The organism is Sphingobium sp. SG1 (assembly GCF_057063145.1).
On the sequence record NZ_JBVVOJ010000002.1, the window covers coordinates 437943 to 451441 of the forward strand.

General features: G+C 65.6%; 8 protein-coding genes. 7 read left to right on the top strand and 1 reads right to left on the bottom strand.

The window, feature by feature from the left end; translation table 11 throughout:
- Positions 1-172: 172 nt before the first annotated feature.
- From AC0KVN_RS07505 to AC0KVN_RS07535, 7 genes are all read left to right on the top strand, one after another.
- Positions 173-1345, top strand: a complete 1173-nt coding sequence (locus AC0KVN_RS07505; RefSeq protein WP_435566554.1) for an FAS1-like dehydratase domain-containing protein — start codon at positions 173-175, stop codon at positions 1343-1345.
- 192 nt (positions 1346-1537) lie between these two features.
- Complete coding sequence (locus AC0KVN_RS07510; RefSeq protein ID WP_004212463.1) at positions 1538-1885, top strand: hypothetical protein; 348 nt, start codon at positions 1538-1540, stop codon at positions 1883-1885.
- A complete protein-coding gene (locus AC0KVN_RS07515; protein WP_037521547.1) occupies positions 1885-2604 on the top strand; it encodes a ParA family protein in 720 nt (239 codons plus the stop codon). The genes AC0KVN_RS07510 and AC0KVN_RS07515 overlap by 1 nt, the downstream gene beginning before the upstream one ends.
- Positions 2601-6977: a UDP-forming cellulose synthase catalytic subunit gene (gene bcsA, locus AC0KVN_RS07520; protein ID WP_435566555.1), complete on the top strand. Its 4377-nt coding sequence runs from the start codon at positions 2601-2603 to the stop codon at positions 6975-6977. The genes AC0KVN_RS07515 and bcsA overlap by 4 nt, the downstream gene beginning before the upstream one ends.
- A complete protein-coding gene (locus tag AC0KVN_RS07525; protein ID WP_435566556.1) occupies positions 6974-10348 on the top strand; it encodes a cellulose synthase subunit BcsC-related outer membrane protein in 3375 nt (1124 codons plus the stop codon). The genes bcsA and AC0KVN_RS07525 overlap by 4 nt, the downstream gene beginning before the upstream one ends.
- The gene (bcsD, locus tag AC0KVN_RS07530; protein ID WP_010339109.1) at positions 10348-10812 is read left to right on the top strand and encodes a cellulose biosynthesis protein BcsD; all 465 of its coding nucleotides are present in this window, start codon (positions 10348-10350) and stop codon (positions 10810-10812) included. The genes AC0KVN_RS07525 and bcsD overlap by 1 nt, the downstream gene beginning before the upstream one ends.
- Positions 10802-11812 carry a family 8 glycosyl hydrolase gene (locus tag AC0KVN_RS07535; protein ID WP_435566557.1) on the top strand — a complete coding sequence of 337 codons (1011 nt, stop codon included), beginning with the start codon at positions 10802-10804 and terminating at the stop codon, positions 11810-11812. The genes bcsD and AC0KVN_RS07535 overlap by 11 nt, the downstream gene beginning before the upstream one ends.
- 19 nt (positions 11813-11831) lie before the next feature.
- Here AC0KVN_RS07535 and hutU read toward each other — a convergent pair whose 3' ends face one another.
- On the bottom strand, positions 11832-13499 hold the full coding sequence (gene hutU / locus AC0KVN_RS07540; RefSeq protein WP_435566558.1) for a urocanate hydratase: 1668 nt from the start codon (positions 13497-13499) through the stop codon (positions 11832-11834).

The following is a 13499-nucleotide window of genomic DNA, read 5'->3' on the forward strand; positions in this document are numbered from 1 at the left end:
TGCACAGGACAAACATCGGCATCGCGATAAACGTTGAAAAACCGCGCTTTTCTGCGGCCTGGCGGGATGTTCCCACTTGTCTGTGCGCATGCTGTCGCCGGTCCTGGACTTGTGCCGTAGGGCGCTGCTCCGCCATGGCAGGGCGGAACAAAGATTTCCTCGGAGGGGAACCATGAGCATAGCTGTCTTCGACTGTTCGGACATCGACCAATATCTCGGCAAACCGATGCAGCCCGCGCGGATGCGCGAGCCGATCCACAATAATGACATCCGCCGCTGGGCGCAGGCGATGCATTATCCCAACCTGCTGCATTATGATGCCGATTATGCCGCCGAAGGGCGCTGGGGGCGGCTGGTCGCTCCGCAGAGCTTTGCGGTGACGATGGATGATGGCCATGGGGCCGGGCCGGCCTGCGTGGGCGCCATTCCCAATTCACACCTGCTGTTCGGCGGCGACGAATGGTGGTTCTATGGTCCGCGCATCCAGGGCGGCGACCTGGTCCATAATGAGCGCATTCCGTTCGACTATACGGTCAAGGATACCAAGTTCGCCGGGCCGACCTGTTTCCAGCGTGGCGACAATAATTATTACAACCAGAATGGCGAACTGATCGCCAAGCAGCGCTCGACCTCGATCCGCTATCTGGCCGAGGCGGGGCGCGAGAAGACGACTGATGTGGTCGAGGGCACCGAAGATCCGGTGTGGAGCGACGAGGAACTGGCGCAGATCCAGCATCGCAAGTTCGACTGGGTGCAGATGCTGCATGAGCTGGGCCATGGCAAACGCTATTGGGACGATATCCAGATCGGCGCCGCGCTGCCCGAGCGCGTCATCGGCCCGCACAGCATTGCCAGCTTCACCACCGAATGGCGCGCCTATCTCTTCACCATCTGGGGCGGCACGCACCGGCGCACCGATCTCGACATGGAGGCGCTGGGCTTCGTCAAGGAAATGGCGGGGCATGAAAATGACCCGGTGATGGAGCGGATCAATCCTGAACTGACCGATGGCGCCTATTTCGGGCCATCGCGCGGCCATCTCTTCCCGCGCTGGGCCCGCTTCATCGGCATGCCGCGCGCCTATGGCTATGGCGCGTCGATGGGTGCCTGGATCGTCGATTATCTGGCGGGCTGGGCCGGCGAATGGGGCATGGTGACCCATTCGGTCGCCTCCTATCGCGGGCCGGCCTTCACCGGCGACATCACGATCATGACCGGCACGGTGGTCGACAAGTTCGTCGACGATAACGGACGCGACGTGGTGCAGATTGACTGCCGCATGGTCAATCAGCTGGGCACGACCCTGGCGACCGCCAAGGCGGAAGTTGCATTGCCGCGCAAATAATCGCGGCAATGGCCGCGGCGCGTTTTTGCGGCTCGCGGCGCCAAGATGTTGAAGCAAAAAGGGGATTTTCCTGCGTGCGACGAACGGTGCGTCGCACGCAGCGCCCGCAATGGCGCAACTTCTTCGAATTTCTAAAGATTTTGTTAACCATTTTACTCTAGGTTTTCCTTGGATATCAGGGAGAACAGGGCCATGCGCTCCGACGCAGAAAGCCTTCTGGCCCGGCTGGGGCGCCGGGATTTTCGCTATCGCGAGTTCGCGGACAGTTTCGCGGACATGGAATTGTGGCCGATCTTCGAGGCCCTGCTGACCGACCCGCGCGTGGTTGGACGCCCCCTGTCCAAACTGGAAGCGCGCGAGGCGGAAGCCGTGCTGGCGATCCGCCGCGCGGAGCCGGAACAGCCTGCGCCCGCACCCCGCGCCAATGTGACCAGCATGTTCGACGCCTATCAGGACGCGCCGCCATCCGCTGCGCCGCGCGGCAATTTGCGCGATTTCCTGGGCCATCTGTCGAACGACCCCGACAAGCGAGATTATTGATGCCGCTGATCCTCTGTCATTCGCCCAAGGGCGGCGTCGGCACCAGCTTCATCGCGGCGCAACTGGCGATCCATCTGGCGCAGCGCGGGCATGACGTCAGCGCGCTCGACTTCACCTATCAGGATTCTCTCAAGCTCTATTTCGGCCTGACCCCGGCTCAGGGCCTGCCGGAACTGAACGACGGCAGCGCCGACCAGATCGCGGTGTCGGGCGTCGCGCTCTTTTCCGCCTATGGCCTGCGCCGTGACGCGACCTTCCAGGATTTGCTGGGCAAGCCGGATCATTCGCCGTTCGCCGGCAAGAAGATCTTCATTGCCGATGTGGCGGCGGGTGACCGCGAGACCAAGGACATGCTGTTGCCGCATGCCGCCCTGCATGTCTGCCCCCTGCATCCGCGTCCCGGATCGCTCGCGGCCCTGCCCAAGGTTGAGCCGGGCACGGCGACGATCGATCTCGCCAAGACCGGGTTCGTGCTCAACCATCTCGACGATACCCATCGCCTGTCGCGCCACACCCATATCTTCCTGCGCGAACTGTTCGGCAGCAAGCTGCTCGGTACGATCCGCCGTGACGAGGCGGTGAACGAGGCGAGCGCGATGTTCGAGCCGCTGGCCCGCTTCGCGCCCGCCAGCGTGGCGCTCAACGATCTGCGCAGGCTGGTAACGACCGTGGAACAGGCGGCTGGCCTGGTCGAGGCGGCCGAGGAGGCTTCTTCGTGAAGGGCCGGCAGGCGATCCTGAGCAACGGACTGCTGGTGCTGGCCGGGCTGTTCGCCCTGCTGGCGATCACCGTGCCGCTCGATCTGGAAGCGCAATGGATCTTTGCCGGCATCACCATCGTGGGCGCGACCATATTGGGGCGGATGCGCAGTCGCCGTGCGCTGCTGGTGCTGGCGATCCTGTCGATGATCGTATCGACCCGCTACATGTTCTGGCGCACCACCGAAACGCTGGAGTTCGGTACCCTGGCAGAGTTTCTGCTGGGATCGGGCCTGTATCTGGCCGAAGTCTATGCCTGGCTGATCCTGGTGCTGGGCTTCCTGCAGACCGGCTGGCCGCTCGACCGTGAAGTCGTCGAGATCGAGGGTGAACCCGACCAGTGGCCCAGCGTCGACGTCTATGTCCCGACCTATAATGAAAGCCTGGAGATCGTCCGCAACACCGTGTTCGCGGCGATGGACATGGATTATCCCGCCGACCGTTTCCGCGTCTTCATCCTAGATGACGGGCGCCGGCCCGAGTTTCAGGCGTTCGCGCGCCAGGCCGGCTGCGGCTATCTGACCCGCGGCGACAATCTTCATGCCAAGGCTGGCAACCTCAATGCCGCGATGAAGAAGACCAATGGCGAACTGATCGCGATCTTCGACTGCGACCATGTGCCGACCCGCGCCTTCCTGCAGATGACCATAGGCTGGTTCCAGCAAGATCCCAAGCTGGCGCTGATGCAGACGCCGCATCATTTCTATTCGCCCGACCCCGCCCAGCGCAATCTGGGCACGGTGCGCGATCTGCCGGGCGAGGGCGATCTGTTCTACGGTGCGGTCCAGTCCGGCAACGATCTGTGGAATGCGACCTTCTTCTGCGGTTCCTGCGCCGTCATCCGCCGTGATGCGTTGGCCCAGACCAACGGCTTTGCCGGTGAGACGGTGACAGAGGACGCGCATACCGCGTTGAAGTTGCAGCGCATGGGCTGGAATACCGCCTATATCGGCGCGCGCCTGTCCGCTGGCCTCGCGACCGAGCGTCTGGTGCTGCATATCGGCCAGCGCATCCGCTGGGCGCGCGGCATGACCCAGATCCTGCGGATCGACAATCCGCTGTTCGGGCGCGGCCTCAATTGGCAGCAGCGACTTTGCTACCTGAACGCGATGCTGCATTTCCAGTTTCCGCTGCCGCGCATCGTCTTCCTGACCAGCCCGCTTGCCTATCTGATCTTCGGCCAGAACATCATCCATGCCTCGGCCTCGCTGATCTTCGCCTATGCGCTGCCGCATCTGGTCTGTTCGATGACCTCGTCGGCGAACACGCAGGGCGGGGATCGCCGACCGTTCTGGGGCGAAATCTACGAGACGATCCTGGCCTTCCACCTCGCGCGCCCCACGGTCATGACCTTCTTCCAGCCGCGCAAGGGCAAGTTCAACGTGACGGACAAGGGCAGCCTGCTCGACCGGACCTATTTCGACCTGTCGACGGTGCGCCCGCACCTGATCTGCATCGGCCTCATCATCTTCGGCATCGGGCTGGCGATCGTGAAGCGGGTCTTCTTCCCGCATCTGTTCAACATCCAGACCGATACGCTGGTGCTGAACGTCGTCTGGGCCGTGTTCAGTCTGATCATCCTGATCGCCGCCGTTTCGGTCGCGCGCGAGACGCGGCAGGCGCGCGAATATATCCGCATCGTCACCGAATTGCCGGTCACCCTCTACATGGCCGATGGCTATGTGATCGACGCGACGACGATCGACATTTCGATGGGCGGTGCCGCGATCGCCGTGCCGCCCGACTTCCCGCTGCGCGACCGGCGCGTCGCCTATATGTCGCTGCCGATGGGTGACGAGAAGCTGACGATCCCGGTCGAAATGGTGCGGTTCGATCGGGGCGAGGTCAATCTGCGCTTCCAGGAACTGGACATGATCTCTTCGCGTCACCTTGTCCGCGCGGTGATGGGCCGTGCCGATGCCTGGCAGCCCGCAGCCCCCCGCAAGCCGGTTTCGGCCCTGCACTCTCTCTGGGATATCATCGTGGTCGACTATATGACCCTCAAGCGCCTGTTCCGCCTCAACCGCACGGAGCGCCGCAAGCAGAAGAAGGCCGTTCGCCTGGCCGCCGCGGCGAAAGCCGCCAAGCAGGCCGCAGCCGCATTGCTGGGCCTGGCCGCGATCGGGACGCTGCTGCTCGCAGGCAGCGGTCACGCCTTCGCGCAGGCGGCACAGGCGCCCGCGGCGACGCTTGCACCCGCCACCGCGGCGGGCGTGCAGAAGCAGCGGCTCAGCTTCCGCGACCTGCAGGTCAAGATGCCGATCCGCCTGGCCGGGACGCGCGGCGAAATCGGCATTCCCTTCGGCATGCGCCGCAACGAGGTGGTGACCGATAGCAGCCTGACGCTGAACTTCGCCTGGTCGCCGGCCATGCTCGGCGATCTCAGCCAGCTGGTCGTGTTGCTGAACGGCGAGGTGGTCCGCACCATTCGCCTGACCCCGGCGGAATCCGGTGGTCAGAACATCACCATTCCGGTCAATCCGGCGCTGTTCCTGCCGGGCGACAACCAGCTGAACCTGCGCCTGGTCGGCCATTATGCGCGCGATTGCGAGGATCCGTTCCACAGTTCGCTCTGGGCCAATATCAGCAATGTCCGGTCCTGGTTCGACCTCAGCGTCCAGACGCTGCCGATGGCGCCGGATCTGGGCCGTCTGCCCGGTCCCTTCTTTGATCGGCACGACAATCTGCCGCTGCGCCTGCCCTTCGTCTTCGCCGGCACGCCGCGCGCTGGCGAGCTGGAGGCGGCCGCCAGCCTGGCTTCCTGGTTGGGTGCGCAAGCCAGCTATCGCGGCTTTTCGTTCAAGCCGGTCTACAACCAGATCCCGACCGGCAACGCGATCCTGTTCGCGACGCCGGACCGGCCGATTGTGGGTCTGAACCTGTCGATCACCGGGCCGAGCGCGACGGTCATCCGCAATCCGCGCGACACGTTCGGCGAATTGCTGGTGGTGATGGGCCGCAACGCCAGCGAGTTGAAGCTGGCCGCTGCGGCGATCGCCAGCGGCCGCGGTGTGCTGAGCGGCGCGCGGATGAATTTCGATGGCGTCCGCATCCCCACCTATGCGCGCTATGCCGCGCCGCGCTGGCTGCGCACCGACCGCCCTGTCCAACTGGGCGAGATCATGGATGCCAATGCGCTGCAGGGCATGGGCCTGCCGCCTGGCCCGTTGTCGGCGCGCTTCCGGGTCGCGCCCGACCTCTTCTTCTGGCCACGCCAGGGCGGTCGCCTCGACCTGCGCTATCGCTATCCGGCGGCCAAATGGCTTGATCGTCGTGCCTCGCGCCTCGATGTCTCGATCAACAACCAGTATCTGCGCACGCTGCCGCTCGCTGGGGCTGGCTGGTGGGACAGCCTGTTCGGGGCGCAGGGCGCATCGTCCAACGATTCCAGCGCCTCGATCGTGCTGCCGCGCTACAATCTGTTCGGCCAGAACGAGCTGATCTTCGACTATAATCTGATCATTGCCGACAAGAAGAAGTGCGAAGGGACGCTGCCCGATAATGTCCGGGTCAGCGTGCGTCCGAGCAGCAGCATTGACCTCAGCCGCGCCTATCACGCGCTGCACATGCCCGATCTCGCCACCTTTGCCGGCGCCGGCTATCCCTTCACCATTCGTCCCGACCTGTCGGAGACCACGGTGCTGATGGGCGGCCAGCCTTCGGCCGGGGCGGTCGAGGCTTTCCTGGTGCTGATGGGCCGTATGGGCGATTCCACCGGCGCGCCAGTGACGGGGGTCGTCGTCGCCAACGCGGTCGATGGCGAGCGGCTGCAGGGCAGGGACATCATCGTCATTGGTGGCAGCAGCGTCGCGGGTTCCGACCAGCTCTTTGCCGGCGCGCCGGTCCGCTATGAAAATGGCCGGCTGCAGGTGACGGAGATGAGCCCGATCCAGCGCATCTTCGCCTTCTTCTCGCCGTTCGATCGATCGGGTGATGGCGAAGCAGACGCGTTCGTGACCTCGTCCAGCGGTTTTGCCGGCATTGTCGGCTTCGAATCCCCGTTCGAGGGTGGTCGCAGCGTCGTGGCCCTGCTGGCGGACGATCCGCGCGCATTGCCTGATCTGGTCGGCGGCATGGCCGATGCCAAGATCAACGCCCAGATCCAGGGCGACCTGGCCGTCACCAGCGGCGACGGGATGAGCAGCTTTGCGGTTGGACCCGGCTATTGGGTCGGTTACCTGCCCTTCTGGATGAAGGCGGCCTTCTGGCTGAGCCAGCGTCCTTTGCTGATGGCCGCCTGTGGCCTGCTCGCGGCGCTCATCCTCGCCGGACCGCTCTATCTCTACCTCAGCCGGCAGCAGCGCCGCCGCCTGAGCAAGGAGGATGAGGCATGAGCCGCACCCTCCGTCTACGTGTCACCTGCGCCGCCCTGGCGCTGGCCTGCATGGCGCCGCTGCCCACGCTGGCCGATGTGCCGGGCGTTGCGCCGCTGATCCAGCAGGGCCGCTACTGGCAGTCCAAGGGGCGACAGGATCTCGCCAACCAGGCCTATCGCCGGGCGCTGGCGCTTGATCCCAATAATGCCGAAGCGCGCAAGGGGCTGGCCGGCCCGCCGCCCAAGGCACAGCCGGCACCGAAACCCACGCCCGCGCCAGCGCCGGCACGGCGCGCCGAAGCGACGCCACGCCCGACGCCCACGCCGGCTGCAACTCCCTCGGCGGCAAATCGGACGCAAGCAGCGCGCCCGAGCGGCAATGTAGGCGGTGGCGCGTCGCGCGCGAGCGGTTTCAAGGCGCTCGACGCCAATGATCTGGATGGCGCGGAGCGCGCGTTCGAGCGCGCCGTGGCGGCCAATCGCAATGATGCCGACGCGCTGGGCGGCCTTGGACTGGTGCGCCTGCGCCAGGGGCGCTTTGGCGAAGCGCGTGACCTGCTCGATCAGGCGTCGCAGCGCGGTTCGGCGGCCCAATGGGCGCAGGCGCTGGCCTCCGCCCGCTTCTTTGGCGGGCTGGCCGACGCCCGCGCGGCGCTGGCGCAGGGCCGGCTTGGCGAAGCGCAGGCGGATGCCGAGGCACTGGTCCGTTCCGGCTATCCGCAGCGTGGCCCGGCGCTCGAATTGCTGGCCGATATCTATGAGCGGCAGGGGCGCTATGCCGATGCGGCAGACCTCTACCGGCAGGCAAATGAAGGGGCCAAGCAGTCCGATGGTCGGCTGGCGAGCCGGGCCGCGCGCGATCGCGCCCGTGCCGCGGCTGCGCGCGGCGATGATGTCACCGCCGAACAGGAATTTCATTCCGGCCTGCTGCTGGACCAGCAGGATCCGTGGATCCGTTATGAATTTGCCCGCTATCTGATCCAGCGCCAGCGCCTGCCCGAGGCGGAATCGCTGATCAACTCGCTGGGGTCGTCGAGCGACCCGGACTGGCTCTACGCGGCAGCGCTGCTCAACGCCGATCGCGGCCGGGCGTCGGCCGCCGATACGCTGATGGCGCGCATTCCCGAAATGCAGCGCACGGAACAGATGCGCAATTTCGCCGTCGGCCTGAAGGTGGACGGTGCGATCGAGCGGGCCAAGGCGATGGCCGCGCAGGGCCGGCAGGCCGATGCGCTGATGGCGCTGCGCCAACTGGCCGCGACCCCCGGCATCGACCCGACCAAGCAGGCTGCGGTGGCCGATGCGATGTTCGAACTGGGTGACCGGGAAGGGGCGGCGCAACTGGCGCAGCAGGCGCTGACCGCCGGCACCATCACCGACCCGGCCGGTTATGAGCCGATCGTGCGCGTGCTGGCCAAGACCGGGCGCGATGCCTTTGCCACCAGCGCCGTGCAGCGCGCCGCGCAACTGGCGGGCAATACGCCCGACGGCCAGCGTGTCGTCGCGCGCATGAACGGCATCATGGCGGCGTCGCAGGCCGATCGGCTGCGACTGGCAGGCCAGAACGCCCAGGCTTTCGACCTGCTGCAGGGCGCGTGGAACGCTGCGCCGGGCAATCAGGAAGTGCTGGCCGCGCTGGCCCGGCTCTATCAGTCGGGTGGCATGCCGGCCCAGGCGGCCCAGACCTACCAACTGGTCCTGGCCCAGTCGCCCAATGACAAGGGCGCGCTGATGGGCCTGATCGAGACGGCGGGCGCAGCGGGCGACAAGGATCTGGCACGCGCCACGATCGAGCGCGCCTTGCAGCAATCGCCCAATGATTATCAGATCTACATGGCAGCGGCGCGGATGGAGCAGGCGCGGGGCGACGAGGGCGCCGCGTTGCGCTATCTGAAGCGCGCGAAGGAAGTCTATGCCGCGCAGAGCGGCGCAGGCAATGTCACCGCCAGCAATCCCTTCGCCGCGACGATGCAGGGCAATAACCCGTTCCGCAACCAGTCGGCTGCGGCCGCTCCGGCGGCGGTCAATCCGTTCGCGCTTGGATCGGGCGCGCGGCTGGCCGGACAGGCGCCGTCACCGGCAGGCATGGCGTTCTCGCCGATGCCGCAGGTTGGTGAAACGGGTGGCTTCCCGCCCGCTGTCGTGGCCCAGTCTGCGCCGATGCCGGGCGGCTATCCGGCCGTCGGCGTGCCGGCGTCTGCGCCGGGCGGATCGATGATGACAAGCGGTGATCCGGTGATGGACCGTATCCAGACCGAGATCCGCACCCTGACCCGTGAGAGCGGCCCACGCGCCGAACTGCGCACCGGCTATCGCGAGCGATCGGGTGAAGCGGGGCTGAGCGAACTCAAGGAACTGACCGGATCGGCCGAAGTCTCCACCAGCCTTGGCAACGGCCGGATCAAGGCCAGGGCGGAAGCCGTGGTGCTGGATGCCGGTCGTCCCAGCCGGTCGGGGCTTGCCCGCTTCGGACGCAATGCGACGCCCGAAGCGCAGGGGATCGTCGATCAGGAAGAGTCCGCGCTGGTGGATGCCGATACCCAGCATGCGTCCGGCGTGGCGCTGTCGGCCGCTTATGAGACGCCGCTGCTGAAGCTGGAGGCTGGCGTCACGCCGCTCGGTTTCGAGGATAGCGACGTCACCTGGCATGCAGCGATCAGCCCGCGTTTCTCGCCCTATGCGACGGCGCGCGCCTGGTTCGAGCGCAAGCCGGTGACCGACAGCGTCCTGTCCTATGCTGGCACACGCGATCCCGTGACCGGGGCGATGTGGGGCCAGGTGATGCGGACCGGTGGTGGTGCATCCTTCTCCTATGATCAGGATGGGGCGGGGGTCTATGGCGACCTGTCCTATTATAAATATGCCGGGCATGACGTCCGCAAGAACCATGGTTTCCAGGCCAATGTCGGTGGCTATCTGCCCTTCTATCGCGGTGATCGCTCGTCGATCACTGGCGGCGTCAATGTGAACTATCAGGATTTCGACAATAATCAGAATTACTTCACCTATGGCTTTGGCGGCTATTTCAGCCCGCAGCGCTTCTTCAGCATCAGCCTGCCGGTGCGGTATGCCTATGCGTCGGACCTGCTGGAGGTGAAGGCCGGCGTGGCGCCTGGTTATCAGAGCTACAGCCAGGATCAGGTCAATGTCTATCCGACCGATCCGGCGGCACAGGCGGTGCTGGATGGCCTCAAGGCCCAGAACAGCGATGTGCGGTCTTATTATGACAGCCTGAGCAAGACCGGCTTTGCCCTTTCGGCGGACGGCTCGATCTATTATCGTGTCAGTCCCAGCACGCGGGTCGGCGGTGAAATGAGCATCAACACCTTCGGCAGCTATGACGAGTTCAAGTCGCTGATTGGGATCAAACAGTCTCTGGGAGGCAATTGATGATCCGGGAAGCCGTGGAATATCAGCCCGCAGAAACCGATCAGTGGACGATGGACGGGCTGTCGCTGCTGACCGCGATGATCGGCAGCGAGGTGTTCGGCACCGCGACCCGTGGCCAGGCCGATGCCTTTTTCGGCGCGGTCGGTCGGCGCATCGCGTCGCTGCTTCAGGTCGCCGACATTTCGGACGGCGATGCGCTGATGGCGCGGATCAACCGGCTGTGGCGGACGTTGGGCTGGGGTGAGGCGCAATTGCGGATGACGGACGATGCAATCATGATCCAGCATGTCGGCTTGCCCGAAACGCTCCAGGGCGATGTCGATGGCCGCTGGGCGGACATGGCGCCGCCGCTGCTGCGTGGCGCCTATGACGCCTGGTTCCGGGCGCTGGGCGGCGGCGCGGACCTGCATACATCAGTGCTGCAATGGCGCGACGGCATCATGGAAATACGCCATGGGCGTTGACCGGCGTGCGTTGCTGGTGGGGATGGGACTGGTTTTCACGGCAGCCTGTGCCAAGGCGCGTCAGCCGCGGGGCAGCAGCGTGACCAATGGCGACTGGGCCCGTTTCAAGGCCGCCTTCCTCGACCCGTCCGGCCGCATCATCGACAATGGCAATGGCGGTGTCAGCCATAGCGAGGGGCAGGGCTATGGCCTGGGCCTGGCATTGTGGAACGATGACCGGGAAGCGTTCGACGCTATCCTGCGCTGGACCGATAGCAATCTGGTCCGGCCCGACATGGCGCTTTACGCCTGGCGCTATGATCCGCGGCAGCCCAATCCGGTGGCGGACACCAATAATGCGACCGATGGCGACCTGTTCATCGCCTGGGCGCTGGCCGAAGCCGCGAAAAGCTGGGGCGAGGGGCATTATGCCAGTCGTTCGGCCGATATCCGTGCTGCCATCCGCCAGCATCTGGTGCTGGAACGCCATGGGCGCAAATTGCTGCTGCCCGGCCTGCAGGGCTTCGTCACGCCGGAAGCGGTGACGCTCAACCCTTCCTATTTCGTCTGGCCCGCGCTCGACGCCTTCCGCCGCCTGGATGGGGAGGCGGCCTGGGGGCGGATCATCAGCGACAGCGAAGCGCTGATGGCGGCGGCGCAATTCGGTCCGCTCAAGCTGCCGACCGACTGGGTCGATGTGACGGGACATGACATGGTCGTGCCGGCCGTGGGCAAGCCCGCCCGTTTCGGCTTCGACGCGATCCGCGTGCCGCTCTACGCCCAGGCTGGGCGCCGGGCTGCGCTGCTGAAGCCGATCCGCGACTATTGGCAGGGCTATGTGACCCGGCAACAGCCGATCCCGGCCTGGGTCGATGTCCAGTCCGGGGAGGTCGCGCCCTATGCCCTGTCGGCAGGCGGGATGGCGATTGCCGGCAAGATCATGGGCCTGCCGCAACCGGCAGGCCTGTCGACGGATTATTATGCAGCATCCTTGCAGATGCTGGCCGGCAAGCTCGCCTGATCGGGGCTGAGCCGACGGCTCAGCCCAATATCCCCGGCAAATCCAGTCCCTTGTCACGGGCACAGTCGCGCGCAATCTCGTAGCCCGCATCGGCATGGCGCATCACACCGGTGGCTGGGTCGTTCCACAACACCCGTTCCAGCCGTGCGGCCGCTTCCGCCGTGCCGTCGGCGACGATGACCATGCCGCTATGCTGGCTATAACCCATGCCGACGCCGCCACCATGGTGCAGCGATACCCAGGTCGCGCCCGACGCGGTGTTGAGCAGGGCGTTGAGCAGCGGCCAGTCGCTGACCGCGTCCGACCCGTCCATCATCGCTTCGGTCTCGCGATTGGGGGAGGCGACCGACCCGCTGTCGAGATGGTCGCGGCCGATGACGACGGGGGCCTTCAATTCCCCCTTCGCCACCATCTCGTTGAAGGCGAGGCCAAGGCGATGGCGATCGCCCAGCCCGACCCAGCAGATGCGCGCGGGCAAGCCCTGGAAGTGGATCTTCTCCCGCGCCATGTCGAGCCAGTTGTGGAGATGGGCGTTGTCGGGCAGCAGTTCCTTCACCTTGGCGTCGGTCTTGTAGATATCCTCCGGATCGCCGGACAGCGCCGCCCAGCGGAACGGGCCGATGCCGCGGCAGAAGAGCGGGCGGATATAGGCGGGCACGAAGCCGGGGAAGTCGAAGGCATTGTCGACGCCCTCGTCCTTCGCCATCTGGCGGATATTATTGCCATAGTCGGTCGTGGGGACGCCGGCTGCCTGGAAATCCAGCATGGCGCGGACATGAACCGCCATGCTGGCCTTGGCGGCCTTTGCCACCGCTTCGGGCTCGCGCTCGCGCCGTTCGATCCACTCGGCAACACTCCAGCCGGCGGGCAGGTAGCCGTTTATCGGGTCATGAGCGCTGGTTTGGTCGGTCAGAAGGTCGGGGCGGATGCCGCGCGCGAACATGTCGGGGAGGATTTCGGCGGCATTGCCGAGCAGGCCGACCGAGACGGGCTTTTTTTCCGCGCAGCTTTTCTCGATGATCGCCATGGCTTCCTCGATCGTCGCGGCCGCGACATCCAGATAACCGGTGCGCAGGCGCATCTCGATGCGGCTGGGCTGGCATTCGATCGCAAGGCAGGACGCGCCGGCCATGACCGCGGCGAGCGGCTGTGCGCCGCCCATGCCGCCCAGGCCCGCCGTCAGCAGCCATTTGCCGCTGAGGCTGCCGCCATGATGCTGGCGACCCATCTCGACGAAGGTTTCGTATGTGCCCTGCACGATGCCCTGGGTGCCGATATAGATCCAGCTCCCGGCGGTCATCTGGCCATACATGGCCAGGCCCCGCTTATCGAGTTCGTTGAAATGGTCCCAATTGGCCCAGTGCGGCACCAGATTGGAGTTGGCGATCAGCACGCGCGGCGCATCGCGATGGGTGCGGAACACGCCGACCGGCTTGCCCGACTGCACCAGCAAAGTCTGGTCGTCGTCCAGCCGCTTCAGCGTCTCGACGATCCGGTCATAGCTTTCCCAGTCGCGCGCGGCGCGGCCGATGCCGCCATAGACGACCAGTTCCTCGGGCCGCTCCGCGACATCGGGGTGGAGATTGTTCATCAGCATGCGCAGCGGCGCTTCGGTCAGCCAGCTCTTCGCGCTGAGATCGGTGCCGGTGGCGGGTTTGATGATGCGGCTATTGTCGATGCGGGTCAT

What these genes read in the sequence shown, in the direction of transcription:
- AC0KVN_RS07505 (WP_435566554.1), top strand. Translation starts at nt 173, where the DNA reads ATGAGCATAGCTGTCTTCGACTGTTCGGACATCGACCAATATCTCGGC.
- AC0KVN_RS07510 (WP_004212463.1), top strand. Translation starts at nt 1,538, where the DNA reads ATGCGCTCCGACGCAGAAAGCCTTCTGGCCCGGCTGGGGCGCCGGGAT.
- AC0KVN_RS07515 (WP_037521547.1), top strand. Translation starts at nt 1,885, where the DNA reads ATGCCGCTGATCCTCTGTCATTCGCCCAAGGGCGGCGTCGGCACCAGC.
- AC0KVN_RS07525 (WP_435566556.1), top strand. Translation starts at nt 6,974, where the DNA reads ATGAGCCGCACCCTCCGTCTACGTGTCACCTGCGCCGCCCTGGCGCTG.
- bcsD (WP_010339109.1), top strand. Translation starts at nt 10,348, where the DNA reads ATGATCCGGGAAGCCGTGGAATATCAGCCCGCAGAAACCGATCAGTGG.
- AC0KVN_RS07535 (WP_435566557.1), top strand. Translation starts at nt 10,802, where the DNA reads ATGGGCGTTGACCGGCGTGCGTTGCTGGTGGGGATGGGACTGGTTTTC.
- hutU (WP_435566558.1), bottom strand. Translation starts at nt 13,499, where the DNA reads ATGACCCGCATCGACAATAGCCGCATCATCAAACCCGCCACCGGCACC.